The organism is Microbacterium sp. NPDC089696 (assembly GCF_044749125.1).
Classification (GTDB): domain Bacteria; phylum Actinomycetota; class Actinomycetes; order Actinomycetales; family Microbacteriaceae; genus Microbacterium.
This window is the reverse complement of sequence record NZ_JBIVHF010000001.1, coordinates 1235288-1259786: the sequence shown is the minus strand read 5'-3', so window position 1 is coordinate 1259786 and position 24499 is coordinate 1235288. Positions and strand designations below refer to the sequence as shown.

Sequence of the window (24499 nt, the reverse complement as noted above, 5' to 3'; positions counted from 1 at the left end):
AGGCATGCTGTCCCCATCAGGTTCGGCAAGGAGGGCGGACGGATGTCACACGAGGAGCTTCTGCCGCGAGACGTCGCAGTGCAGCTGATCGATCCGACCGGGACCACGGTCGACGACGAGAGGTACGCGCGCCCCGGCACGGATGCGCTGCTCGCCGCCTACCGGGGTCTCGTCGAGGGGCGTCGCATCAACGACCAGGCCGGCGCGCTCGTGCGGCAGGGTCGACTCGCCGTCTACCCCTCCTCACACGGCCAGGAGGCGTGCCAGGTCGGCGTCGCCCTCGCGCTCGGTGAGAACGACTGGCTGTTCCCCACGTATCGCGATTCCGTGGCCGTGATCGCCCGCGGAGTCGACCCCGCCGAGGCCATGGTGCTGCTCACGGGCGACTGGCACTCCGGCTACGACGTCCATGCGAACCGCGTCGCCCCTCAGGCCACCCCGCTCGCGACGCAGCTCCTGCACGCGGTCGGCTTCGCGTACGCCGCCCGCCGACGCGGTGAGGACACGGTCGTCGTGGCCCTGTGCGGCGACGGGGCGACGAGCGAGGGCGACTTCCACGAGGCCCTGAACTTCGCGGCGGTGTTCCACGTGCCCGTCGTGTTCTTCGTCCAGAACAACGAGTTCGCGATCTCCGTGCCCCTCAGCCGCCAGACCGCCGCCCCGTCGCTGGCGCACAAGGCGATCGGCTACGGGATGCCCGGGGAGCGCGTCGACGGCAACGACGTCGCCGCCGTGCTCGCCGTCCTCGGCGAGGCCGTCGACCGGGCCCGCTCGGGTGGCGGCCCCGCACTCATCGAGGCGCACACCTACCGGATGCAGGCGCACACGAACGCCGACGACGACACGCGCTACCGCGAGCGCGACGAGGTCAAGGCCTGGGTGGATCGCGACCCGCTCACCCGCCTCCGCGCGCATCTCACCGGGACGGGCGCGCTGACGCCCGAGCTCGAAGCCGAGTACGCGGCCGGCGCCGAGAGCGTCGCCGCCGCGATGCGCGAGGCGCTGAACGCCGACTCCGATCTCGACCCCGAAGACCTCTTCCGCTACGTGACCAGAACTCGCTCGCCGCAGCTGCGGGAGCAGTGGGAGCTCCTCCGCGACGAGATCGACCGAGACGCCGCGCACGCCGCGCCCGAGACCGCAGGAGGCGTCCGATGACCATCGCCCACGACGACGTCCGGCTCGATGCGAGCTCCACCACCGTGCAGACGCTCAGCATGGCCGCGGCCCTGAACCTCGCGCTCGCCGACGCGATCACCGCCGACCCCGACGTCGTGGTGTTCGGCGAGGACGTCGGCGCGCTCGGCGGAGTGTTCCGCATCACCGACGGGCTCACCGAGCGGTTCGGCGAGGACCGCTGCTTCGACACGCCCCTCGCGGAGTCCGGGATCGTCGGCACAGCCGTCGGCATGGCGATGAACGGCATGCGCCCCGTCGTCGAGCTGCAGTTCGACGCCTTCGCCCTCCCCGCCTTCGAGCAGATCGTCAGCCACGTCGCGAAACTCGGCAACCGGACGCGCGGCGGTGTGCGCATGCCCCTCGTGATCCGCATCCCGTTCGGCGGCGGCATCGGCGGCGTCGAGCACCACTGCGACTCCTCCGAGGCCTACTACGCGCACACCCCCGGCCTCACGGTCGTGAGCCCTTCGACTCCTCAGGACGCCTATTCGCTGCTGCGCGCCGCGATCGCCTCCCCCGACCCCGTCGTCTTCCTCGAGCCGAAGAAGCTCTACTGGGGCAAGGGAGAGGTCGACACCGCGGTGACCGTCGACATCGGGTCGGCCCACATCGCCCGCGACGGCTCCGACGTGACGCTCCTCGCGTACGGCGCCTCCGTGCCGCTCGCCCTCGACGCCGCCGAGGCCGCCGCCGCTGAGGGACGCAGCGTGCAGGTCGTCGACATCCGCTCGCTCACCCCGTTCGACGACGAGACCGTCACGGCCGCGGTGCGCTCCACCGGGCGCGCGGTCGTGATCGCGGAGGCTCCGGGCTTCGCGAGCGTCGCCTCCGAGATCCAGGCGCGGGTGTTCGAGCGCTGCTTCGAGTACCTCGAGGCGCCGGTGCGCCGTGTGACCGGCTTCGACACGCCCTTCGCTCCCCCGAAGCTCGAGCACTGGTACCTGCCCGACGTCGACCGCGTCCTCGACGCGATCGACAGCCTGCACTGGGAGGACGGCGCATGACCTCCCTCACCGCTCGCGTCTTCCGCCTCCCCGACCTCGGCGAAGGCCTCACCGAGGCGGGACTCGTGCAGTGGCTCGTCGCCGTCGGCGACACGATCACCACGGATCAGCCGATCGCCGAGGTCGAGACCGCCAAGAGCATCGTCGAGCTCCCGTCCCCCTTCGCAGGCATCGTCACCGCGCTTCATGGCGAGGCGGGCGACACGATCGACGTCGGCGCTCCCGTGCTCGAGGTCCGCGACGAGCACGCCGACACAGCGACCGGAGCGGATGCCGTCGACGAACCTGCCCCCGCATCCGGCGAGGTCGAGCACGAGGCCTACCGCACGGAGGAACGCGCCGGCTCGGGGAACGTCCTGATCGGATACGGCACGAGCGAACGGGGGCGGTCTGGTCGCCGCCGACCCGCGCGCGGCGCCGCGGACACGCCCCCCGCGACCCGGGGCAGCGGCAGCGGACCGGTCGCCGTGCACTCTCCGCTCGTGCGGCGCCTCGCCCGCGAGCTGGGCCTCGACGTGCGCACGATCGCCCCGACCGGCCACGACGGCGCCGTCACGCGCGCAGACGTCCTCGCGGCCGCGGTCGACAGCGCGGTCGACGGCGCCCGCACCCACGCCGCGACGCCCGCGCTCGGCCACCCCGCGGAGAACACGTCCACCGGCGCCGGGAGCACGTCCGGGGGCACCGAGATCGACGGCCTCGTCGTGCGCTCCCGGGAGCGCCTGTCCCCGCTGCGCAAGGCTGTGAGCGCGAAGCTCGCCCGCAGCCGCTCCGAGATCCCCGAGGCGACCGTCTGGGTCGACGTCGACGCCACCGAGCTCTGGGAGGTGCGCTCGCGCATGGCCTCGCCTGACGGTCGAGCACCGTCGATCACGGCGCTCCTGGCCCGGTTCGTGCTCATCGCCCTCGCCGAGCACCCCGTGCTGGCCGCACGTCTCGGCGACGACGCCGGCGAGCTGATCTCCTTCGACGGCGTCAACCTCGGCGTCGCGGTCGACACCGATCGCGGGCTGCTCGTCCCGGTGATCCCCCGTGCCCACGACCTCAGCATCGACGCGCTCGACACGGCGTTGCGCGAGCTCGCCGACACCGCGCGCGGCGGGTCGCTCCCGCCCGAGCGTCTGCGCGGATCGACGTTCACCCTGAACAACTACGGGGGGCTCGGCGTCGACGGCTCGGCCGCGATCATCAACCACCCGGACGTCGCGATACTCGGCATCGGGCGGATCATCGAGCGCCCGTGGGTGGTCGACGGCGAGATCGTCGCCCGTCGGATCGTGCAGCTCTCGTTGGTGTTCGACCACCGTGTCTGCGACGGCGGCTACGCGGCGAGCTTCCTCCGGCGCGTGACGGGACTGATCGAGCACCCGCTGCGGGCGTTCGGGAGGGTATGACCGGGTCGATCCGGCCACCGGTCACGCCGACCGTTCCGCCTCAGCCGAAGCGGGGCGCCATCCGCCGCGTCGCGTCCTCGACGGTGATGCCGATGATCACGGTCCCCTGGTCGGCCGCGTCGCCCTCGGTGTCGAAGCGGTACACCCTCCCGTCACGGGTGGCGACCGCGTAGTAGTCCTCGCCCGAGGAGGCGACGTCGACGATCGTGCCACCGGGGAAGGCGGTGATCGCGTCGGCGACCGGGGCTCCCACCCTGATGTCGCCGCGTGCCGGGAGCGCAGCGCCGTCCTGAGACGTCTCCGGGGCGGCCGAGCGTCGAGTCCCGACGGTGATGTACCAGACGGTGTCGGCGCCCTCGGCGCTCTGAATCAGGATCGATCCCGTCCCCTCCGCTTTCGAGACGATCCACGGCCCGCCCTCGAAGGACGGTGCGGCGGGGGTGCCACCGGCGGCGGCCACCGCGACGTCGACCGTGTCGCCCAGCAGGATCGGGCCCACGCCGTCGCCGGAGACCTGCCACTCGGACCACGGCCGGGAGGCGTCGGTCACCGGCTCCTCATCGCCGACCGGCGGGTTCTCGGTGAGGTCGGCGATCAGATCGGCACGGGCCTGCACTGCCCGCTCCTGGAGGATGTCGGCGACGGCCTGCGCGTCGTAGGCGGCGTCGCCCACGAACGGCTGCCGCAGCGCGACGAGGACGTTGCCGACCGCCGCGAACCCCTGGAACAGTCGCAGATCGTATCCGGCCGCGTCGTCGATGAGCGTCCCGGCGAACGCACGCACGCCGTCGACCTCGTCCAGGACCACGCTGTCGAACGTCGCCGGCGCTTCCTTCGTGAACCGCGCGCAGTCCGTCGCGGCCTGCACCAGCTGGTCCATCCTGGCCGCCGCCTGCTCGGGGTCCGCGAACTGCAGCGCCATCAGATTCCCGCCGCCGGACTCGGGATCCGTGGGTGTGGTCCATTCGATCACGCGCGCCCCGACGGTGCCGAGCGACTGCTCGACGTACAGCGCGTCGCAGATCGCCGGAGTCGACGCCGTTCCGCCCCCGTCGGAGATCTGGTGGAGCGTGGCCGACGGCGCGGAGACGTCGGTGGCGCCGGGCAGCAGCGCGGTGATCTCGTCGGTCGTGAGCAGGAGCGAGTCCAGCTCGTCCCCCACGAAGGTCAGTGGACCGTCGTACGGGGTCGGATCCGGAGCCGGCGCCGGTGCGGATGCCGATGGGCGGGGATCCGGCTCCGGCACGCACCCGGCGAGCGCGGCCATCACCCCCGTGACGATGACGACGACGGCGACTCCCGAGCGTGCTCTTCTCCGGCGATCCACGACGCTCCTCCGATCATGCGCGTCGGCGATCGACGCCCCCTCCTCGGAAGTCTAGGAACGGATCCTCCGGCGCTCCGCGAGGTGCCGCATGTCGAGATGAGAATGTGACGGATCGCATGCCTGATGCGGCATGTCTCGACCGGATCCCGGCATCGAGGGGTGACCCGCCACTCGTCATGCGCTACGCTCGGCGATTACTGACCGATCATTCGGTCAGGAAATGCGTGAGACCCCTGGTCTCGCGCCGTCCCGAATCGCAGAACAACGGAGTTCGCATGTCGTCAGCAGTCTCGGAACCGACCTCGACACGGCGGATGCCCGCGGAGGAGCGCCGCGTGCTCGCCGGCACTCTCGTCGGCACCTCGATCGAATGGTACGACTTCTTCATCTACGCGCAGGCCGCGGGCCTCGTGCTCGCCCCGCTCTTCCTCGCACCGATCGCCGAGTCCAACCCCGGCCTCGCCCAGGTCCTCTCCTTCGCCACGATCGGCATCTCGTTCCTGTTCCGCCCCCTCGGGGCGATCATCGCCGGACATCTGGGCGACAAGCTCGGACGCAAGAAGATGCTCGTGTTCACGCTCATCCTCATGGGACTCTCCACCTCGCTGATCGGCGTGCTCCCCACCTACGCGGCGATCGGCGTCGCGGCGCCGATCCTGCTCATCGCGCTGCGTATCCTGCAGGGCTTCTCGGCGGGAGGCGAGTGGGGCGGAGCGGCGCTGATGGCGGTCGAGCACGCCCCGCGCGGGCGGCGCGGACTGTTCGGCGCCTTCCCCCAGATCGGCGTCCCGGTCGGCATGATCCTGGCGACCGCGACGCTGTGGGTGCTCACGACCTCGATGTCGCCCGAGGCCTTCCTCGCCTGGGGCTGGCGCATCCCGTTCCTGCTGTCGATCGTCCTGATCGGCGTCGGCTACCTCATCCGCCGCGCCGTCGACGAGAGCCCGATCTTCGAAGAGCTCCAGCGCCGGCGCAAGGAGGCGTCCGCTCCCCTCGGACAGCTCTTCCGCAGGAACACGAAGCAGGTCGTCCTCACGGCCCTGATCTTCATCGCCAACAACGCGGCCGGCTACCTCCTCATCGCGTTCTTCGCGACCTACGCCGTCACGGGCCTCGGCATGGAGCGCCCTCCCGTGCTCCTCGCGACCACGCTCGCGTCGTTCGGCTGGCTGGTGTTCACGCTGTGGGGCGGGCATCTGTCCGACCGACTGGGCCGGGTGCGCACGTTCCAGATCGGGTACGTCGCCCTCGCCGTGTGGGCCATCCCGATGTGGTTCCTGATCGACACCGCGAACATCGTCTGGTACTTCGTCGCGCTGTTCGTGATGACGTTCGCCCTCGGGCTCTCCTACGGCCCGCAGGCCGCCCTCTACGCGGAGATGTTCCCCGCGAACGTGCGGTACTCCGGCGTCTCGATCGGCTACGCGCTGGGCGCCATCCTCGGCGGGGCGTTCGCGCCGATGATCGCCGAGGCGCTGCTGAACCAGTTCCATGCCGCCTGGACGATCGGGGTCTACATCGCCGTCGCGGCGGTCGTGTCGCTGATCGCCGTGTCGCTCGTGAAGGAGACGAAGGGCGTCGACCTGCTCGCACCGTCCACCCCTGTGTCATAATTACCATACGATCGTTCAGTAAATCGGGCGATCGCTCCGAGCACGGTTCCGCTCGACGACGACGCAGTCAGGAGATCCGCATGGCAGAGGCCTATCTCGTCGGAGGGGCGCGCACGCCCGTCGGTCGCTACGGCGGAGCGCTCGCGTCCGTCCGTCCCGACGACCTGGCCGCGCTCGTGGTCGGCGAGGCCGTCCGCCGGGCGGGCATCGACCCGACCTCCACGGAGATCGACGAGGTCATCCTCGGAGCCGCCAATCAGGCAGGCGAGGACAATCGGAACGTCGCACGGATGGCCGTGCTCCTGGCCGGGCTCCCGGACACCGTTCCGGGGATCACCGTGAACCGGCTGTGCGCCTCCGGGATGTCCGCCGTCACGATGGCGGCGCAGGCCGTCCGCGCGGGAGACGCCGATCTGATCGTCGCGGGCGGCGTCGAGTCGATGACGCGGGCGCCCTGGGTGCAGGCCAAGCCCGACAAGGCCTGGGGCAAGCCGGGGGCCGCCTTCGACACGTCGATCGGCTGGCGCTTCCCGAACCCGCGGCTCCTCGCCCGGGACAAGGCGACGTTCACGATGCCCGAGACCGCGGAGGAGGTCGCCCGACTCGACGGCATCACGCGTGAGGAGGCCGACGCCTTCGCCCTCCGGTCGCAGCAGCGCGCCGCCGCCGCCATCGCCGCCGGGCATTTCGAGAGCGAGATCGTGGACGTGCCGGTCGGGGCCGACCTCGTACGCGTCGACGAAGGACCCCGCCCCGAGACCTCGCTCGAGGGTCTCGCGCGTCTGCGACCGGTCGTCGCGGGAGGCAGCGTGGTCACGGCCGGGAACTCCAGCGCCCTGAACGACGGAGCGTCCGCTCTCCTCGTCGCGAGCGCCGAGGCCGTGGAGCGCCACGGTCTGACACCCCGCGCGCGGATCGTCGTCGGCACGAGCGCGGGCCTCGCACCCGAGGTCATGGGCCTCGGTCCCGTGCCGGCGACGGAGAAGGCGCTGCGTCGATCCGGACTGTCGCTCGACGACATCGGTGCGATCGAACTGAACGAGGCGTTCGCGACGCAGTCGATCGCCTGCATCCGCCGGCTCGGTCTCGACGACGCCGTCGTGAACGCCGACGGCGGCGCGATCGCGCTCGGGCACCCGCTGGGGTCGTCCGGATCGCGCCTGCTCGTGACGCTGCTGGGGCGGATGGAGCGCGAGGACTCCCGGTACGGACTCGCGACCATGTGCGTGGGCGTCGGCCAGGGGGCAGCCGTGATCCTGGAGAAGGTGTGACGGTGACCGACCCCGCCGACGCTCCGCTGCTCGTCGAGCACGCGGATGACCGCGTGATCGCGACCCTCCACCGACCCGACAAGCGCAACGCGATCGATCAGGCCATGATCGACGCCCTGCACGCGCTGTGCGAGGACCTGGAGCGGGAGCCCCGCACACTGATCCTCGTCGGCTCCGGCGGAGTGTTCGCCGCGGGAGCCGACATCGCCGAGCTGCGGGAGCGCCGTGCCGCGGATGCCCGGCGCGGGATCAACGCCCACGCGTTCGTGCGCATCGCCGAGCTCCCGATGCCCGTGATCGCCGCGATCGACGGCTATGCGCTCGGCGGCGGCGCCGAGCTCGCCTACGCGGCGGACATCCGCATCGGAACCCCCGACGTCGTCATCGGCAACCCCGAGACCGGGCTGGGCATCCTCGCCGCCGCGGGTGCGAGCTGGCGTCTCAAGGAGATCGTCGGCGACGCCCGCGCGATCGAGCTCCTGCTCACCGGTCGCTCGGTGACGGCCGAGGAGGCTCTGCGCATCGGCCTCGTGTCGTCGCTGCACGAGCAGGCGGATCTCCTCCCCGCAGCCCACGCGATCGCCGACCGCATCAGCCGGAACGACCCGACCGCCACGATCGCCACCAAGCGCGTGTTCCGCGCGCCTCGCGCTCAGCATCCCGACGTCGACCTCGCCGCGCAGGCCGAGCTCTTCGAGAGTCCGGAGAAGTTCCGCCGGATGACCGACTTCCTGGAACGGAGGGACCGCGCATGATCCCGGGCACCACCACCACGGGCACCACCGACCCGGGCACGACCACCCCGGACGCCCCCGCGCACGTCGGCGTGCTCGGCGGAGGACGCATGGGCGCGGGGATCGCGCACGCGTTCCTGCTCGCCGGCTCCCGGGTGACGGTCGTCGAGCGCGACGAGGATGCCGCGGTCGCGGCGTCCGCCCGCGTGCTCGACTCGGTCGCGGCATCGATCGCCCGCGGCACGGCCTCCGAGGCGGAGGACGCCTACCGCGCGCGCTTCTCGTCGACCGAGGACCGCGCCGCGCTCGCATCGTGCGCGCTCGTCGTGGAAGCCGTCCCGGAGGACCTCGGTCTCAAGGTCGAGGCGCTCACGGGCATCGAGACGCACGTCGCGCCGGATGCCGCGATCGCGTCGAACACCTCCTCGATCTCGATCGACGAACTGGCGGCGACCCTCTCGCACCCGGCGCGCTTCCTCGGGATGCACTTCTTCAACCCCGTTCCGGCCTCCGCGCTCGTCGAGATCGTCCGCGGAGCCGGCACCGCGCCCGCGCTCGTGGACGCCGCACGCTCCTGGGTCCGGGCACTCGGCAAGACACCCGTCGTCGTCGCGGATGCACCCGGCTTCGCCTCCTCACGACTCGGCGTCACGCTGGGGCTCGAAGCCATCCGCATGGTCGAGGAGGGGGTCGCCTCCCCCGACGACATCGACGCGGCCATGACCCTCGGCTACAAGCATCCGATCGGCCCGCTCCGTCTCACCGACATCGTCGGCCTCGACGTGCGGCTCGGGATCGCCGAGTATCTCGCGGAGCACCTCGGCGCGCGCTTCGAGCCGCCCGCGCTGCTGCGGCGACTCGTCGCGGAGGGACATCTGGGGCGCAAGAGCGGCCGCGGCTTCTACGAATGGAAGGACGAGAGATGACCGACATCCTGCCCAGCTACGTGCAGGGATCCTGGTGGACCCCCGCCGAGGCCGCCCGGCACACCGAGGTGCGCGATGCGTCGACCGGCGACGTGGTCGCCCGTGTCTCGACGGAGGGGCTCGACCTCGGTGCCGCCCTCGCCTACGCGCGGAGCACCGGGCAGGACTCCCTCGACGAGCTCACGTTCCATCAGCGCGCCGTGCGCCTCAAGCAGCTCGCCCTCGCCCTGACCGAGCGCAAGGCGGAGCTGTACGAGATCTCGAGCCGCACCGGCGCGACGACCCAGGACTCGTGGGTCGACATCGACGGCGGCATCGGCGTGCTCTTCGCGTACTCGAGCAAGGGACGCCGTGAGCTGCCCAACGCGAAGGTGTACGTCGACGGCCCCGTCGAGAACCTCTCGCGCGACGGCTCGTTCATCGGCCGCCACATCTACACCCGCCTGCGCGGCGCGGCGGTGCAGATCAACGCCTTCAACTTCCCGGTGTGGGGGTCTCTGGAGAAGTTCGCCCCGGCGTTCCTCGCCGGCGTGCCCACGATCGTGAAGCCCGCGACGCCCACGGGCTACCTCGCCGAGGCCATGGTGCGGATCATGGTCGAATCGGGGCTGCTCCCCGCGGGCTCCCTGCAGCTCGTCTCGGGCAGCGTCCCCACACTGTTCGACGAGCTGCGGCTGGGCGACCTCGTCGCCTTCACCGGTTCGGCGTCGACCGCCGAACGGCTCCGCGCGCACGACGCCGTGCAGACCGGCGGTGTGCGGTTCACGAGCGAGACCGACTCGATCAACGCCTCGGTCCTCGGCACGGATGCCGTGAGCGGCACCCCCGAGTTCGACGCCTACGTGCGACAGCTCGTCGCCGAGATGACGAGCAAGGCCGGGCAGAAGTGCACCGCGATCCGTCGCGCGATCGTGCCGGTCGACCTCGTCGACGACGTGATCGAGGCCGTGCGCGCGCGGCTGTCCGAGCGCGTGGTCGTCGGCGACCCGCGTGCGGAGGGCGTCACGATGGGCCCGCTCGCCTCCACCGAGCAGCGCGACGAGGTGCTGCGTCAGGTCGAGCGGCTGCGCGCCGGCGGCGGTGAGCTGGTCATCGGCTCGACCGACGCCCCCTCTGTGCGCCTCGCCGACGGCGCCGAGGGAGCGGCCGGCGACGGCGCGTTCGTCTCGCCCCTCCTCCTGCGCTTCGACGACCCCGAGAGCCCCGCCGTCAACGAGATCGAGGCCTTCGGGCCGGTGTCGAGCGTGATCGGCTACCGCTCCCTCGACGAGGCGAGCGCCCTGGTCGCCCGGGGAGGCGGATCCCTCGTGACGAGCGTCGCGACGCACGACCCCGAGGTCGCCGTGGCACTCGCGTCGGGCATCGCGGCGTACAACGGACGCGTGCTGTTCCTCGACCGCGACGACGCGCGCAGCTCGACCGGTCACGGCTCGCCGCTGCCGAACCTCGTGCACGGCGGACCCGGTCGCGCCGGCGGCGGCGAGGAGCTGGGCGGCATCCGGGCGGTGCTCCACCACATGCAGCGCACCGCCGTGCAGGGCTCCCCCGCCATGATGACGGCGCTCACGGGCGTCTGGCATCAGGGAGCGGCGGCCCGCCCGTTCACGGAGGACGACGGCGTGCATCCGTTCCGGAAGTCGCTCGCCGAGCTGCGCATCGGCGACCAGGTCGCGAGCGGATCGCGTACCGTGACGCTGGAGGACATCGAGACGTTCGCGGCGTTCACGGGCGACACCTTCTACGCGCACATGGACGAGACGTCTGCCGCCGCGAACCCGTTCTTCCCCGGTCGGGTGGCGCACGGCTACCTGCTCGTGTCGTGGGCGGCCGGGCTCTTCGTCGACCCCGCTCCCGGTCCCGTGCTCGCGAACTCAGGGCTCGAGAACCTGCGGTTCGTGACCCCGGTGTCGCCGGGAGACGAGATCCGCGTGGAGCTGACGGCCAAGCAGATCACGCCGCGCGAGACCGACGAGTACGGCGAGGTGCGCTGGGATGCCGTGCTGAAGAACCAGGACGACGAGATCGTCGCGACGTACGACGTGCTGACGCTCGTCGCGAAGGAGCGGGAGGCGGCGTAGGGCGGGGTCCGCGGGTCAGGCCCGCCGGCGCAGTCCGTCGAGTGCGATCGCGACCACGTCGTCCGCGAGCCGGTCGGCGCCTTCGCGGCCGCCCGGCCGATACCACTCGACGAGCGAGTTGATCATGCCGAACGTCAGACGTGCGGCGACACTCGCGTCGATGTCCTCGCGCACGGCGCCCTCCGCCTGAGCCGCCGACACCAGCGCCGTGATCCGGCGGTCGAACGTGCGCCGACGCGCGAGCGCGGTGCGCTCCACCTCGGTGTTCCCGCGCACGCGCAGCAGCAGGGTCACGGCGGGCAGCTGATCCACCAGCACGTGCACGGCTCCGCGCAGCACGTGCTCGAGCCGGTCGGTCGCCCGCACCTCGTCGCCGGCCCCCGCGGTCACCGGATCGTCGACCACAGCCTCGAGTCCGCTCAGGGCGGCGTCAAGCGCGAGGTCGAGCATCTCCTCCTTCGAGGCGAAGTGGTGGTAGATCGCCGACTTCGACAGGCCGAGCCGCTCGGCGAGCATCCCGATCGACGTGGCGTCGTAGCCGTGCTCGTTGAACGCCGCGATCGCCACGGCGAGGATCCCCTGCTGGTCGTACCCCGGGCGACCACGTCGCGCGCTCTGCATCTCGGACATCACGCCTCAGTCTCGCACCCGATCCGCCCGCAGCCCGGCAAGGCTCAACGGAGGTCGTAGACGCGCTTGTACTTGCCCTCGCTCCGCGGCAGGGTCCCGGGCTCCTCGAGCCGCACGGCCACGGTCGATCCGACGAACACCTTGATGCGCTGCGCGAGCACCGCGGCCGCGCTCTCGCACGTCTCGACGGAGAGGTCGGGATGCCTCTCGATGCGCACCGTCAGCGCATCCATCCGCCCCTCCTTCGTGAGCTCGAGGATGAAATGCGGCGTGAGCTGCTCGATGCCGAGCACGAGCTCCTCGATCTGCGTGGGGAAGAGGTTCACGCCGCGCACGATGATCATGTCGTCGTTGCGGCCGGTGACCTTCTCCATGCGCCGCATCGCGGGGCGCGCCGTGCCGGGCAGCAGCCGCGTGAGGTCGCGCGTGCGATAGCGGATCACGGGGAACGCCTCCTTCGTGAGCGAGGTGAACACGAGTTCGCCGAGCTCGCCGTCGGGCAGCGGAGCGCCGGACTCGGCGTCGATCACCTCGGGGAGGAAATGATCCTCCCAGATGTGCGGTCCGTCCTTGCCCTCCAGGCACTCGCTGCCGACGCCCGGCCCCATGACCTCGCTCAGCCCGTAGATGTCGAGCGCATCGATGCCCATCCGCTGCTCCAGCTCGTGCCGCATCTCGTTCGTCCACGGCTCGGCGCCCAGGACCGCGACCTTGAGCGAGGTCGACCGCGGGTCGATTCCCTGCGCCGCCATGGCGTCGGCGATCGTGAGCAGGTAGCTGGGAGTGCAGAGGATCGCATCGGGCTCGAAGTCCCTGATCAGCTGGACCTGACGCGCGGTCTGCCCGCCCGACACGGGGATCACGGTCGCCCCCAGCGCCTCGATGCCCGCGTGGGCGCCGAGCCCGCCGGTGAACAGGCCGTAGCCGTAGGCGTTGTGGACCTTCATCCCGGCGCGGATCCCGGCGGCGCGCAGCGACCGCGCCACGAGGGTGCCCCACCGGTCGAGGTCGCCGCGGGTGTAGCCGACGACCGTCGGGCGCCCCGTCGTGCCGCTCGAGGCGTGGATGCGGGCGACCTCGTCCATCGGCACCGCGAACATGCCGAAGGGGTAGGTCTCGCGCAGGTCGGCCTTGGTGGTGAACGGCAGCCTCGCGACGTCGGCGAGAGTGCGGATGTCGTCGGGGTGCACGCCCGCCTCGTCGAACTTCCGGGTGTAGAGCGGCACGTTCGCGTAGGCGTGACGCACCGTCTGCTGCAGGCGCGCGAGCTGCAGCTCCTCGAGCTCCGGGCGACCCAGCCGCTCTTCGGCGTCGAGCTGGTCGGCCGCGGGAGGGCGGACGGACGCTGCGGCGGCAGCGGTGGCGGTGGAGTGTTCGGTCATCGTCGACATGAGTGCTCCGGTCGTTCGGGTCAGTGGGTCTGCGAGGTCGTCCGTGAGCGGCCGCGGAACTCGGCGACCGTGTCGCCCTGTTCGTCGACGACCGTCACGTCGTAGAGGCCGGAGCGCCCCGATCGGGAGCGGCGAACCGCGGTCGCGGTCAGTGTCTGACCCGCCACCGTCGACTTGAGGAAGGAGATGTCGGCGCCGGCGGCGACCGTGACCCGGTCGTCCTCGTTGCAGGCGATCGCGAAGGCCGTGTCGGCGAGCGCGAAGACGAATCCGCCGTGCGTGATGGCGAAGCCGTTCGTCATGTCGTCGCGCACGAGCATCGTGACGACCGCATGGCCGGGATCGTCACGCTCCACCACGAGACCGAGGGATGCCGAGGCGCGATCGCGCTGCATCATGGCCCGGTTGGGCTGAGCGTCCATCTGCTGCATCGTCGCGTCTGCCATCGTCGACCTCCTCGTCGCGGGGGACGCCGTCGCTGCGGCATCCGACCCGACCATACTAACTGAACGATCGGTTAGTAAAGAGGGGTCATCCGCCGAGGATCGCGCGCGCCGCCTCCCGAGCGTCGTCCGCCGTCGTCGCCGATCGCGCGGCCTCGGCCGCACGACGGCACTGGTCTGCCGTGACCCGCCGCAGCGCCGCGCCGACCCGCCCCAGGGCTCGGGGCGTCATCGACAACGACGTGGCGCCGAGGCCCACCAGCACGGGCGCGAGCGCGGGATCGCCGGCCGCCTCGCCGCAGATGCCCACGGGCTTCGCCGCGGCACGGCCGGCCTCCCCTACCGTGCCGATGAGACGCAGCACAGCCGGCTGCCACGGGTCGTTCAGGTCGCCGAGGGCGCCGAGCAGACGGTCGGCGGCCATCGTGTACTGGGCCAGATCGTTCGTGCCGACGCTGACGAAGTCGACGACCTCGAACATCTCGGCGGCGAGGAGCGCCGCAGACGGCGTCTCGATCATGACGCCGGCACGAGAGAGCCCGACCTCATGGCAGCGTTCGACGAACTCCCGCGACTCCTCGAGAGTCGCGACCATCGGCGCCATGACGTCGACGACCGCGGATTCGGCCGCGGCCGCCTCGGCGACCGCCCGCAGCTGGTCGTCGAGCAGCTGCGGCGTGCGGCGGGCGAGGCGCAGGCCCCGCACCCCGAGCGCCGGGTTCTCCTCGGGTTCCGGGTCGGTGAAGGGCAGGGGCTTGTCGCTGCCCGCATCGAGCGTGCGCACCACGACCCGCCGCCCGGCGAAGGGCGCGAGCACGGCACGATAGGCGGTCACCTGCTCGGCGAGGGTCGGAGCGTCGACGCGGTCGAGGAAGCAGAACTCCGTGCGGAAGAGACCGATGCCCTCGGCCCGCGCGTCGGCGGCGGTGTGCGCGTCTGCGGCTCGCCCCACATTCGCGAGCAGCGGGAGCTCGTGTCCGTCCGAGAGCGTGCCGGCGCCGTGGAAGGCGACGACCTCGGTCGCGGCCCGCGTCCTCTCGACACGGACGGGGTCGGGATCGACCTCGATCGTGCCGCGATCCCCGTCGACGAGCACGGTCGTCCCCTCGGGGATGCTCCCCGCTCCGGCGGCCGCGACGACCGCCGGGAGGCCCAGTGCACGCGCGATGATCGCCGTGTGGGAGGTCGGTCCGCCCTCCTCGGTCACGAGGGCGACGCACCGCCCTCCCTCCAGCGCGGCGGTATCGGCGGGGGCGAGGTCGCGGGCGACCAGCACGAACGGCTCGTCGCGCTCCGGCACACCGGGCATCTCGACCTCGAGGATCTCGGCGATGATGCGGTCGCGCACGTCGAGGACGTCGGCGACCCGTTCGGCCATCCGACCGCCGAGGGCGGACAGCGTCGCAGCGTGGGTCGAGCCGGTCTCCCAGACCGCTCTCGTCGCGCTGACGCCCCGGGACCGTACGAGAGAGGTCGCATCGGAGACGAGCTCCGGGTCCGTCGCCAGCAGTCGCGAAGCGTCGAGGATCGCCTTCGCCTCGCCCGTGGCCGCCTCGGTGCGCCGTCGGAGGTGATCGGCGACGGCGACGGCGGCCCACTCGATCGCCGAGATCTCGGCGTCCCGATCCGCGGGCGCGATCGTGACGGAGGCGTCGGGCTCCGGCAGCGCGGGGGCGACGCGGACGACGGGCCCGGCGGCCTGACCCGCGCTCACTCCGCGCCCGCGCAGCACCGCGCCGGCGGTGGGCGGTGTCGACGACGGTGCGGCGACCGGCTCTGATCCGCTCGCGACGACCGGCTGCGCGGACGCCGGCTCCGTGCCCTCGCCGAATCCGTCGTCGAACAGCGCGGCAAGACGATCGAGGGTCGCGGCGGCCCCGTCTCCGCTCGCCGCGAGCTCCATCGCGTCGCCCTGGCGCGCTCCGAGCACCAGCAGGCGCGTCAGGCTCGCGGCGGAGGCCTCCGGCCCGTCGGGGAGCCGGCGCACGCGCACGTCGGTGCCGGCCGACGCCTCGGCGATCAGCGCCGCGGGGCGCGCATGGATGCCGAGAGGGTTGCGCACCCGCACGACGCGGACGAGCGCGTCGCCGGGCGGAGCGTCGGTGACTGGAGCGTCGGCGACTGGAGCGTCGGCGAGTGGCACGCTCGGCGGAGCGGGCTCGTCCTCGCCGAGCTGACCGGTCTTCGCGGCGAGCGCACCCGCTGCCTCCTGCGCGACGGCTTCGAGTCCTGCGCCCCCCGCCGCGGAGACCACGGCCGAGAGCAGACCCTCCACGAACGGGGCGGGCGCGAGGCGCACGGGCACGTCGCTCGCGCGGAGGTCGAGGGCGAGCTCGGCGCTCAGCACCGCGGAACCCAGGTCCATCAGCACGAGCACCCCGTCGCAGTCCACCGCGAGCTCGTCGATCGCCGCGGCCACCGCGACCGCGTCCGTGCCGAGGACGGGCGTGCCGTCGGCATCCGTCCCCGCCCCGGCGGCCACCCGCACCTGCGCCCCGCCTCCGGGGACCATCTGCAGGGCGAGCTCGAGCGCCGCCTCCCCGAGCCCGGCGCTGTGGGAGACGGCGACTATTCCGATCATCAGGACGAGCCGGCGATCGCGTCGGCCAGCGTCTCGAACAGCAGCGTGACCGAGGCTGCACCGGGGTCCAGGTGACCCGCGCTGCGCTCCCCCAGGTAGCTCGCGCGCCCCTTGCGCGCCACGAGCGGCAGGGTCGCATCGCGACCGAGGGCGGCGGCGGCCGCTGCCGCTCTGCTCGCATCGGCCGGGCCGGCGCCGCGCGCGACCGCGGCATCCATGGCGTCGACCGCCGGTGCCATCGCGTCGAACATCGTCTTGTCCCCGGCCTCGGCCTTGCCCCGGGCGACGATGCCCTCGAGACCTGCGCGCAGCGCGGCCGCGAGACCTGCGGCGTCGAGCTCGGTCACGGCCCCTGCGGTCATGCCCATGCGCAGGAACAGGGTCCCGTAGAGAGGGCCGCTCGCCCCGCCCACCGAACTCACGAGGGTCATGCCCACGCCCTTGAGCAGATCCTCGACGGTCCCCGGTGCTGCGGCGTCGAGCTTGTCGACCACGGCCGCCATGCCGCGCGACATGTTCGCGCCGTGGTCGGCGTCGCCGATCGCCGAGTCGAGCTCCGTGAGCCACTCCTTCTTCTCGCTGACCGCGTCGCGGAAGCGCGTGATCCAGTCGACGAGCGTCGCGGTGCCGATCGTGTCCGTCATCCGCTCACACCCCCCAGCGCAGGCCGGGAGTGCTGACCGGGGCGTCCCAGAGACGCAGGATCTCCTCGTCGGCCGCGAGCACGGTGACCGAGCATCCGGCCATGTCGAGCGAGGTGATGTAGTTGCCCACGAGGTTCCGCACGATCTCCACGCCCGCCTTCTCGAGCAGCGCGGCGACCTCGGCGTACATGAGGTAGAGCTCGATCTGCGGCGTCGCCCCCATGCCGTTGACCATGACGATCGCGGGGCCGGTGCGGTCGAGGTCGGCGACGATCGGCTCGACCAGCTGACGGGCGATCTCGGATGCCGGCGCGAGGGGTTCGCGGTGGCGGCCCGGTTCGCCGTGGATGCCGATGCCGATCTCCATCTGGTCGTCGGGGAGGTCGAACGTGGGCTTGCCGGCGGCGGGCACCGTGCAGCTCGTGAGCGCCATGCCCATCGACCGGCCCTGACCGTTGATGCGCTGGGCGAGGGCGACGACGGACGCGAGGTCCTGCCCCTCCTCCGCCGCGGCGCCGACGATCTTCTCGAGGAGCACCGTGAGACCGACGCCGCGACGCCCGGCGGTGTACAGCGAGTCCTGCACGGCCACGTCGTCGTCGACCACGACGGTCCCGACCTCGATGCCCTCCATGGACGCGAGTTCGGCCGCCATCTCGAAGTTCAGCACGTCGCCGGTGTAGTTCTTGACGATGTGCAGCACGCCCGCGCCCCGGTCCACGGCCTTGGTCGCAGCCTGCACGCGATCCGGCGTCGGCGAGGTGAAGATCTCCCCCGCCACGGCCGCGTCGAGCATCCCCGCGCCCACGAAGCCGCCGTGCAGCGGCTCGTGGCCCGAGCCGCCGCCGGACACCACGGCGACCTTGCCCTGCGCCTTGGGCGTCGCGCGCGTGATGACGTGCGTCTCGAGGTCGACCGAGAGTTCGGGATGCGCGAGGGCCACCCCTCTCAGCGATTCGACGAGCACGTCTTCCGGAGCGTTGATGAGCTTCTTCATGGTGGATCTCCCTTGATCTCGGCCGCGCGGCTCTCCGAAGAAATCGGAAAGATATTCGTCAATGTCGAATATGCTCGGGCTCTGCCGTCTTGTCAAGGGAGAGGAGACCGGTCCCATGATTCAGGGAGTGCACGACCTCGGCGCCGATGTCTCGCAGGAGAGGACACAAGCCCCATGATTCAATCCATCGATCGCGCGGCGCGAGTGCTGGAGCTGCTGCAGGGAGCCCGTCACCTCGGCATCACCGACCTCTCCGCCGCGCTCTCCCTGCCGCCGTCCACGGTGCACGGCATCGTCAAGTCCCTGCGCGCGCACGGCCTCGTCGCGAAGGAGCGCGGCGGACAGCGCTACATGCTCGGCCCGACCCTCCTGCGCCTCAGCAACGTGTACCTCGACACGCTCGATGTGCGCGCCCGGGCCATGCGCTGGACCCAGGAGCTCGCCCGCCGAACGAACCTCCCGGTGCGCCTGGGCGCCCCGCATTTCCACGAGGTGCTCGTGATCCATCACGACCTGCGCCCCGACGACAGCAGACAGATGCTCGAGACCGGTGTCGCGATCCCCGCGCACGCCTCCGCGATGGGCAAGGTGCTCCTCGCCTACGACGCCGGATTCCAGCGGACCGTGTTCGAGCAGCCGCTGCGCAGCCTCACGGGCGACACCATCACGGACGTCGCGCGTCTGACGCTCGAGCTGCCGGCGATCCTCGACCGCGCGACCGCCGCCGAGGTCGACGAGGCCGTGCTCGGCGAGTCGTCGGTCGCCGCGCCCGTCGCCGACGCCTCGAACGAGATCGTCGCGGCGGTGGCGGTCGTGATGCCGACCTCGCAGGCACCCGCCACGGATGCCGTCCTCGACGCGCTGCGCGAGACCGCACGCAACATCTCGCGGGAGCTCGGCGCGACCGTCTGGCCGCCCGCGCCCGCTCCTGCGCCCGAGGAGGACTGACTCGGGAGCCTCTTCCGCCGGCAGAGTGCCGTCAGCCGCGCAGGGCCAGTGCGAAGGGCAGCACGGCCGTCGCGCCGGCGCGTCGGAGCGTGCGGGCGGCGATCGTGAGGGTCCAGCGACTGTCGGCGAGGTCGTCGACCAGGAGCACCGGCCCCGCAGGCACGTCGAGGCCGTCGGCGCCGAAGCGATCCCACAGCCCTGCGAGCCGGAACACGCTGTTGCCGCCGGGCTGCCCGGTCGGCCCCCCGTTCACCGGCGCGAGCGCGCCGAGGTACGGGAGCCGCCCGACTTCGGCGATGCCCCGGGCGAGCGAATCGACCAGCAGCGGCCGTGACCGCGACGGCATCGCGATCACGGCCACCGGGCGCTCGTCCCATCCCCATCCGGCGAGCACCCGCACGCACGCCCCGAGGATCTCGGGCGACACGGCCGCGTCCGCCCCGCCGACAGCGAAGATCCCTCGCAGCGTCCCGCCCCAGCCGAGATCCGTCAGTCGCGCGAGCGCACGACCCTCGCCCGCCTGCTCCTCGACGGGGATGCGCCCCTTGACGGGCACGTCGAGGCGGTCGGCACCCGTCGGCCAGGCACGGCGAGGCTCGATCGGCACCCCTACGCGATCGAGCGACTCGCCCGCCTGGGCGCTCGCATCCGCACCGATCTCCTGCGGGAACCAGACGCCCGCGCACCGGTCGCACCGGCCGCAGGGCGCTGCCGTGTCGTCGTCGAGCGTGCGCTGCAGGAACGCCATGCGGCATCCCTCGGTCTCCTCGTAGTCGATCATGTGCTGCTGCTCGGCCCGGCGCTCCGCGGCGATGCGCTCGTAGCGCTCGGCGTCGTAGACCCAGGGCGCACCCGTCGCGATCCATCCGCCCTGCACGCGACGCACGGCCCCGTCGACGTCGAGCACCTTGAGCAGCAGTTCGAGGGGCGTCCGACGGATGTCGACCATGGCCTCGAGCGCGGGCGTCGAGATCGGCACGTCGCCCAGGGCGGTGATCACCCGTTCGGCACGCTCCCGGTCGGGCATCGACGCGGTCGCGAAGTAGTGCCAGATGTCGCGGTCCTCCACACCGGGGAGCAGCAGCACATCGGCGTTCTCGCTCGCGCGCCCCGCACGACCGACCTGCTGGTAGTAGGCGACGGGCGAGGACGGAGCGCCGAGATGAACGACGAATCCCAGGTCGGGCTTGTCGAAGCCCATGCCGAGCGCACTCGTGGCGACGAGGGCCTTGACCTCGTTGCGCTTGAGCATCCCCTCCGACTCGGCGCGTTCGTCGGCATCCGTCTGCCCCGTGTACGCCCGCACCTCGTGCCCGTGCTCGCGCAGGAGCCGCGCCGTGTCGACCGCCGCCGAGACCGTGAGCGTGTAGATGATCCCCGAACCGGGCAGGTCGTCGAGGTGGCTGAGCAGCCACGCGAGACGGCTGGCCGAGTTCGGCAGCCGGAGCACACCGAGCCGCAGCGATGTGCGGGCGAGCGGCCCGCGGATCGTCAGGACGTCCGGCGCACCCGACCCTCCGACACCCAGCTGCTCGACGACATCGGCCACGACTCTGCTGTTGGCGGTCGCCGTGGTCGCGAGCACGGGCACATCGGCCGGCATCTCGCCGATCAGGTCGCGCAGCCGGCGGTAGTCGGGTCGGAAGTCGTGACCCCAGTCGCTGATGCAGTGCGCCTCGTCGACGACGAGCATCCCGATCCGCCGCACGAGCGCCGGCAGCTGCTCCTCGCGGAACGCGGGGTTGTTGAGCCGCTCGGGAGAGACGAGCAGCACGTCGACCTCGTCGCGGTCGAGCTGCGCGAGCACGTCGGACCATTCGTGCGCGTTGGTCGAGTTGATCGCCACCGCACGGACGCCGGCTCGCTCCGCTGCGGCGATCTGGTCGCGCATGAGAGCGAGTAGGGGCGACACGAGCACCGTCGGACCGGCGCCCCGACGGCGCAGCAGCAGGGTCGCGACGAAGTACACCGCCGACTTGCCCCATCCGGTGCGCTGCACCACGAGAGCGCGCCGACGGTTCTCGACCAGCGCCTCGATCGCCTCGTACTGCCCCTCGTGGAAGTCCGCGTCCGCGCGCCCGACGAGCTCCCGCAGGGCGCCGAGGGCGGCGGAACGGAGGTCGACGTCGGAGGAGGTCATGGCTCCACTCTGCCCGAGGTCCCCGACATCCGCCGCGAGTCGATCCACAGGTAGCGTGGACGCGTGATCACCCGCGAGCTCGCCACCTCACTGCGCGACGCCGGTCTGCTGTGGCACCCGGCGGAGGGCGACCGGTTCCAGCTCGACCTCCCCGAGGAGATCGAGCTCGAGGCGGAGGCCGACGTGTTCACCGTGAGCGCCATGACCATCGAGGCCCGGCAGACGCCCTCGGGTACCGACCTCGCGTTCAACGGCACGACCGAGTGGGCGCTCGACGCCGTGACGCTCGCCGACGCCGTGTGGCTCCCCCGCGAGGACCAGCTGCGCGACCTCCTGCGCGGCACGTTCCGCTCTCTCACGCGCGTCGCCGACGCCTTCGTGGTCGAGGTCGTCATCGCGGGCGACGCGCTGCGCTTCGAGCATCCCGATCCGTCCGAGGCCTACGGACGGGCGCTGCTCGAGCTCGTCTCCCGATCGCACTGACGCGCCGCGCAGGCGGGGTCGTCTTGCGTGCCGCATCCCGCCGTGTCAGAATTACCTAACGAGCGGTCAGTAAAGATTGCCGCTCCGTGAGGAGTCGATGATGACCGCACCCGCAGACCTGTCCCTCGCCGGCGCCGTGCCGAGCGAGGAGGAGCGCCTGTTCGACGAGCTCATCGCGAACGAGCAGCGCATCGAGCCCCGCGACTGGATGCCCGACGCGTACCGCAAGACGCTGATCCGTCAGATCTCCCAGCACGCCCACTCCGAGATCATCGGGATGCAGCCCGAGGGCAACTGGATCACGCGCGCGCCCAGCCTCAAGCGCAAGGCGATCCTCATGGCGAAGGTGCAGGACGAAGCCGGCCACGGGCTCTACCTCTACTCCGCCGCGCAGACCCTCGGCATCACCCGCGACGAGATGATGGACCAGCTCATCACGGGCAAGGCCAAGTACTCCTCGATCTTCAACTACCCCACCCCGACCTGGGCCGACATGGGCGCGATCGGCTGGCTCGTCGACGGCGCCGCGATCTGCAACCAGGTGCCGCTCTGCCGCGCCTCCTACGGCCCGTACGGACGCGCCATGGTGCGGGTGTGCAAGGAGGAGTCCTTCCACCAGCGTCAGGGATTCGAGATCCTGCTCACGCTCATGCAGGGCACCGAGGAGCAGCGACGGATGGCGCAGGATGCCGTGGACCGCTGGTACTGGCCCAGCCTCGCGATGTTCGGCCCGCCCGACGACCAGTCCCCCAACTCCGCGCAGTCGATGAAGTGGAAGATCAAGCGCTTCTCGAACGACGACCTCCGCCAGCGCTTCGTGTCGATGCTCGTGCCCCAGGCCGAGATCCTCGGGGTCACGCTGCCCGACCCCGACCTCCGCTGGAACGAGGACACCGGGCAGTACGACATCGGCGAGATCGACTGGGACGAGTTCTTCCAGGTGCTCCGCGGGAACGGCCCGTGCAACGCGGAACGGCTCGAGCGCCGCCGCACGGCGCACGAGGACGGCGCGTGGGTGCGCGAGGCCGCGGCCGAGTACGCCCGCAAGCAGCGCGTCTCGGCGACGGCGGTGGCGTGATGGCGACGCCCGGCGCCGACGAGCGCGAGCCCTGGCCCCTGTGGGAGATCTTCGTCCGCGCGAACCGCGGCCTGAGCCATGTGCACGTCGGCTCGCTGCACGCGCCGGACGCCGACATGGCGATCCGCAACGGGCGCGACCTCTACACGCGGCGCGGCGAGGGCGTGTCGATCTGGGCCGTGCCTGCCGAGGCCATCACGACCAGCGACCCCGACGCGAAGGGCGCCTACTTCGAGAGTCCTGCGGGCAAGAACTACCGCCACGCCGTGTACTACACGGCCTCCGAGGGCGTGCCGCACCTGTGAACGCGCACGAAGACCTGCACGGCGACGTCAGCGTCGACGAGCTCTCGTTGAGCGCCGAGCTCGCCGGGGGAACGGCCGTCGCGGGATCCGCCGACATCGCGGAGTACGCCCTGTGGTTCGGCGACGATGCGCTCGTCCTGTCGCAGCAGCTCGGCGAGTGGATCTCCCGCGCGCCGGAGCTGGAGGAGGACGTCGCGCTCGGCAACATCGCGCTCGACCTCCTCGGACACGCGCGGTCCTTCCTCCGCTACGCGGGCTCGTACGACGGGCGCAGCGAGGACGACCTGGCCTACTTCCGTGACGAACCGGAGTTCCGCAGCTCGTGGCTGGTGGAGCAGCCGAACGGCGACTTCGCGCAGACCATCGCGCGACAGCTGATCGCCTCGACGTACATGCTCGAGCTCTACACGGCGCTGCGTGCGAGCAGCGACGAGACGCTCGCAGCGATCGCCGAGAAGTCGCGCAAGGAGGTCGACTACCACCGAGATCACGCCGTGCAGTGGGTGCTCCGTCTCGCCGGTGGCACCGAGGAGTCGCGACGCCGCATGATCCGCGCGCTCGTCGACGTGTGGCCCTACGTCGACGAACTGTTCCGCGATGAGGAGCTCATCGACCGGCTCGGCGACGCCGCCGTGCGTCCGTCGTCGCTGCGGGCAGGGTTCGACGCCGTGATCGACGCGGTCTTCGCGGAGGCCGAGCTCACGGTGCCCGACGTCAGCGCCTCCTCGGCGGGCGGACGCCACGGCGCCCATGCGACACCGCTCGGTCATGTGCTCGCCGAGATGCAGGTGCTCGCGCGACGGCATCCGGGGGCGACGTGGTGACCCGGACGGCGACCGAGGAGGCCTGGAGCATCGCGGCCTCCGTGCCGGATCCCGAGGTGCCGGTGCTCACGATCGAGGACCTCGGCGTGCTGCGAGCCGTCCGTGTCGACGGCGCCGCCGTACACGTCGACATCACCCCGACCTACAGCGGCTGCCCCGCGATGGACACGATCCGCGACGACGTCGTGCTCGCGCTCACCGCCGCCGGGTACTCCCCCGTGGACGTGTCGCTCGTGCTGTCCCCCGCCTGGACCACGGACTGGATGTCGGATGCCGGCAAGCAGAAGCTCGAGCGCTTCGGCATCGCCCCGCCCACCGGCCGCGCGGCCGTGGGTGCAGGTCCGATCCGCCTCGCGCTCAGCGTCCGGTGCCCGCAGTGCGGCTCGCTGGACACCCGCGAGGTCTCCCGCTTCGGATCGACGTCCTGCAAGGCGCTGTACGAGTGCCGCGCGTGCCTCGAGCCCTTCGACCACTTCAAGGTCCACTGATGCAGGAGAGAGCGCACTGAC

22 protein-coding genes are annotated in these 24499 nt (G+C 71.7%); 14 read left to right on the top strand and 8 right to left on the bottom strand.

The annotated features are described in order from the left end of the window. Positions 1-42 precede the first annotated feature (42 nt). Genes pdhA through ACIPY8_RS06160 form a run of 3 tightly spaced genes read left to right on the top strand, consistent with a single transcriptional unit; the run spans position 43 to position 3577 of the window. Positions 43-1158, top strand: a complete 1116-nt coding sequence (gene pdhA / locus ACIPY8_RS06170) for a pyruvate dehydrogenase (acetyl-transferring) E1 component subunit alpha (protein WP_400816128.1) — start codon at positions 43-45, stop codon at positions 1156-1158. After that, on the top strand, positions 1155-2183 hold the full coding sequence (locus tag ACIPY8_RS06165) for an alpha-ketoacid dehydrogenase subunit beta (protein ID WP_400816126.1): 1029 nt from the start codon (positions 1155-1157) through the stop codon (positions 2181-2183). The genes pdhA and ACIPY8_RS06165 overlap by 4 nt, the downstream gene beginning before the upstream one ends. Beyond that, complete coding sequence (locus ACIPY8_RS06160) at positions 2180-3577, top strand: dihydrolipoamide acetyltransferase family protein (RefSeq protein ID WP_400816124.1); 1398 nt, start codon at positions 2180-2182, stop codon at positions 3575-3577. Before ACIPY8_RS06165 ends, ACIPY8_RS06160 begins: the two co-directional genes overlap by 4 nt. Positions 3578-3617: 40 nt before the next feature. Here ACIPY8_RS06160 and ACIPY8_RS06155 read toward each other — a convergent pair whose 3' ends face one another. Beyond that, the gene (locus tag ACIPY8_RS06155) at positions 3618-4904 is read right to left on the bottom strand and encodes a hypothetical protein (RefSeq protein WP_400816122.1); all 1287 of its coding nucleotides are present in this window, start codon (positions 4902-4904) and stop codon (positions 3618-3620) included. Positions 4905-5179: 275 nt separating this feature from the next. Here ACIPY8_RS06155 and ACIPY8_RS06150 point away from each other — a divergent pair, with 275 nt between their 5' ends. The 5 genes from ACIPY8_RS06150 (at position 5180) to paaZ (ending at position 11526) form a co-directional block, all read left to right on the top strand. Beyond that, positions 5180-6517 carry an MFS transporter gene (locus tag ACIPY8_RS06150; protein ID WP_400816120.1) on the top strand — a complete coding sequence of 446 codons (1338 nt, stop codon included), beginning with the start codon at positions 5180-5182 and terminating at the stop codon, positions 6515-6517. An 80-nt stretch (positions 6518-6597) separates the two neighbouring features. After that, positions 6598-7788 carry a thiolase family protein gene (locus ACIPY8_RS06145; RefSeq protein ID WP_400816118.1) on the top strand — a complete coding sequence of 397 codons (1191 nt, stop codon included), beginning with the start codon at positions 6598-6600 and terminating at the stop codon, positions 7786-7788. A 2-nt stretch (positions 7789-7790) separates the two neighbouring features. Then, on the top strand, positions 7791-8543 hold the full coding sequence (locus tag ACIPY8_RS06140) for an enoyl-CoA hydratase/isomerase family protein (RefSeq protein WP_400816116.1): 753 nt from the start codon (positions 7791-7793) through the stop codon (positions 8541-8543). Further along, the gene (locus ACIPY8_RS06135) at positions 8540-9448 is read left to right on the top strand and encodes a 3-hydroxyacyl-CoA dehydrogenase family protein (protein WP_400816115.1); all 909 of its coding nucleotides are present in this window, start codon (positions 8540-8542) and stop codon (positions 9446-9448) included. Before ACIPY8_RS06140 ends, ACIPY8_RS06135 begins: the two co-directional genes overlap by 4 nt. Beyond that, entirely contained in the window at positions 9445-11526 is a 2082-nt protein-coding gene (gene paaZ, locus ACIPY8_RS06130; RefSeq protein WP_400816114.1) for a phenylacetic acid degradation bifunctional protein PaaZ, read from the top strand. The genes ACIPY8_RS06135 and paaZ overlap by 4 nt, the downstream gene beginning before the upstream one ends. A 15-nt stretch (positions 11527-11541) precedes the next feature. On the opposite strand, the gene ACIPY8_RS06125 is transcribed toward paaZ, so the two are convergent. The 6 genes from ACIPY8_RS06125 to dhaK all read right to left on the bottom strand — a co-directional run bounded on the left by ACIPY8_RS06125 (position 11542) and on the right by dhaK (position 18212). After that, positions 11542-12156, bottom strand: coding sequence for a TetR/AcrR family transcriptional regulator (locus ACIPY8_RS06125; protein WP_400816112.1), 615 nt, complete (start codon positions 12154-12156; stop codon positions 11542-11544). A gap of 44 nt (positions 12157-12200) precedes the next feature. Then, a complete protein-coding gene (gene paaK, locus ACIPY8_RS06120) occupies positions 12201-13538 on the bottom strand; it encodes a phenylacetate--CoA ligase PaaK (RefSeq protein ID WP_400816110.1) in 1338 nt (445 codons plus the stop codon). A 29-nt stretch (positions 13539-13567) separates the two neighbouring features. Further along, a complete protein-coding gene (paaI, locus tag ACIPY8_RS06115; protein ID WP_400816108.1) occupies positions 13568-13993 on the bottom strand; it encodes a hydroxyphenylacetyl-CoA thioesterase PaaI in 426 nt (141 codons plus the stop codon). Between the two features lie 85 nt (positions 13994-14078). Beyond that, positions 14079-16571, bottom strand: a complete 2493-nt coding sequence (gene ptsP / locus ACIPY8_RS06110; RefSeq protein ID WP_400816106.1) for a phosphoenolpyruvate--protein phosphotransferase — start codon at positions 16569-16571, stop codon at positions 14079-14081. Then, positions 16571-17215, bottom strand: coding sequence for a dihydroxyacetone kinase subunit DhaL (gene dhaL, locus ACIPY8_RS06105; protein ID WP_400816104.1), 645 nt, complete (start codon positions 17213-17215; stop codon positions 16571-16573). The genes ptsP and dhaL overlap by 1 nt, the downstream gene beginning before the upstream one ends. A gap of 4 nt (positions 17216-17219) precedes the next feature. Next, positions 17220-18212: a dihydroxyacetone kinase subunit DhaK gene (dhaK, locus tag ACIPY8_RS06100; protein WP_400816102.1), complete on the bottom strand. Its 993-nt coding sequence runs from the start codon at positions 18210-18212 to the stop codon at positions 17220-17222. Positions 18213-18386: 174 nt separating this feature from the next. Between dhaK and ACIPY8_RS06095 the strand changes: the two genes are divergently transcribed. Further along, positions 18387-19160: an IclR family transcriptional regulator gene (locus ACIPY8_RS06095; RefSeq protein ID WP_400816100.1), complete on the top strand. Its 774-nt coding sequence runs from the start codon at positions 18387-18389 to the stop codon at positions 19158-19160. A 31-nt stretch (positions 19161-19191) separates the two neighbouring features. On the opposite strand, the gene ACIPY8_RS06090 is transcribed toward ACIPY8_RS06095, so the two are convergent. After that, entirely contained in the window at positions 19192-21300 is a 2109-nt protein-coding gene (locus ACIPY8_RS06090; protein WP_400816098.1) for a RecQ family ATP-dependent DNA helicase, read from the bottom strand. Positions 21301-21363: 63 nt separating this feature from the next. On the opposite strand from ACIPY8_RS06090, the gene ACIPY8_RS06085 reads away from it, so the two are divergent. The 5 genes from ACIPY8_RS06085 to paaD all read left to right on the top strand — a co-directional run bounded on the left by ACIPY8_RS06085 (position 21364) and on the right by paaD (position 24478). Further along, positions 21364-21783, top strand: coding sequence for a pilus assembly protein CpaE (locus tag ACIPY8_RS06085; protein WP_400816096.1), 420 nt, complete (start codon positions 21364-21366; stop codon positions 21781-21783). A 100-nt stretch (positions 21784-21883) separates the two neighbouring features. After that, positions 21884-22861 carry a 1,2-phenylacetyl-CoA epoxidase subunit PaaA gene (gene paaA / locus ACIPY8_RS06080; protein WP_400816094.1) on the top strand — a complete coding sequence of 326 codons (978 nt, stop codon included), beginning with the start codon at positions 21884-21886 and terminating at the stop codon, positions 22859-22861. Beyond that, positions 22861-23166: a 1,2-phenylacetyl-CoA epoxidase subunit PaaB gene (gene paaB / locus ACIPY8_RS06075; RefSeq protein WP_050721552.1), complete on the top strand. Its 306-nt coding sequence runs from the start codon at positions 22861-22863 to the stop codon at positions 23164-23166. The genes paaA and paaB overlap by 1 nt, the downstream gene beginning before the upstream one ends. After that, positions 23163-23990 (top strand): 1,2-phenylacetyl-CoA epoxidase subunit PaaC, encoded by an 828-nt coding sequence (paaC, locus tag ACIPY8_RS06070; protein ID WP_400816092.1) that lies wholly within the window; start codon positions 23163-23165, stop codon positions 23988-23990. The genes paaB and paaC overlap by 4 nt, the downstream gene beginning before the upstream one ends. Further along, complete coding sequence (paaD, locus tag ACIPY8_RS06065; protein ID WP_400816090.1) at positions 23984-24478, top strand: 1,2-phenylacetyl-CoA epoxidase subunit PaaD; 495 nt, start codon at positions 23984-23986, stop codon at positions 24476-24478. The genes paaC and paaD overlap by 7 nt, the downstream gene beginning before the upstream one ends. Positions 24479-24499 lie beyond the last annotated feature (21 nt).

Bases quoted from the DNA above. Each gene is read 5' to 3' on its own strand.
- ACIPY8_RS06160 (WP_400816124.1), top strand. From the start codon at position 2,180: ATGACCTCCCTCACCGCTCGCGTCTTCCGCCTCCCCGACCTCGGCGAA.
- dhaK (WP_400816102.1), bottom strand. From the start codon at position 18,212: ATGAAGAAGCTCATCAACGCTCCGGAAGACGTGCTCGTCGAATCGCTG.
- ptsP (WP_400816106.1), bottom strand. From the start codon at position 16,571: ATGATCGGAATAGTCGCCGTCTCCCACAGCGCCGGGCTCGGGGAGGCG.
- paaB (WP_050721552.1), top strand. From the start codon at position 22,861: ATGGCGACGCCCGGCGCCGACGAGCGCGAGCCCTGGCCCCTGTGGGAG.
- pdhA (WP_400816128.1), top strand. From the start codon at position 43: ATGTCACACGAGGAGCTTCTGCCGCGAGACGTCGCAGTGCAGCTGATC.
- ACIPY8_RS06150 (WP_400816120.1), top strand. From the start codon at position 5,180: ATGTCGTCAGCAGTCTCGGAACCGACCTCGACACGGCGGATGCCCGCG.
- ACIPY8_RS06125 (WP_400816112.1), bottom strand. From the start codon at position 12,156: ATGTCCGAGATGCAGAGCGCGCGACGTGGTCGCCCGGGGTACGACCAG.
- paaK (WP_400816110.1), bottom strand. From the start codon at position 13,538: ATGACCGAACACTCCACCGCCACCGCTGCCGCCGCAGCGTCCGTCCGC.
- ACIPY8_RS06145 (WP_400816118.1), top strand. From the start codon at position 6,598: ATGGCAGAGGCCTATCTCGTCGGAGGGGCGCGCACGCCCGTCGGTCGC.
- paaZ (WP_400816114.1), top strand. From the start codon at position 9,445: ATGACCGACATCCTGCCCAGCTACGTGCAGGGATCCTGGTGGACCCCC.
- dhaL (WP_400816104.1), bottom strand. From the start codon at position 17,215: ATGACGGACACGATCGGCACCGCGACGCTCGTCGACTGGATCACGCGC.
- ACIPY8_RS06135 (WP_400816115.1), top strand. From the start codon at position 8,540: ATGATCCCGGGCACCACCACCACGGGCACCACCGACCCGGGCACGACC.
- ACIPY8_RS06090 (WP_400816098.1), bottom strand. From the start codon at position 21,300: ATGACCTCCTCCGACGTCGACCTCCGTTCCGCCGCCCTCGGCGCCCTG.
- ACIPY8_RS06165 (WP_400816126.1), top strand. From the start codon at position 1,155: ATGACCATCGCCCACGACGACGTCCGGCTCGATGCGAGCTCCACCACC.
- paaI (WP_400816108.1), bottom strand. From the start codon at position 13,993: ATGGCAGACGCGACGATGCAGCAGATGGACGCTCAGCCCAACCGGGCC.
- paaA (WP_400816094.1), top strand. From the start codon at position 21,884: ATGACCGCACCCGCAGACCTGTCCCTCGCCGGCGCCGTGCCGAGCGAG.
- ACIPY8_RS06095 (WP_400816100.1), top strand. From the start codon at position 18,387: ATGATTCAATCCATCGATCGCGCGGCGCGAGTGCTGGAGCTGCTGCAG.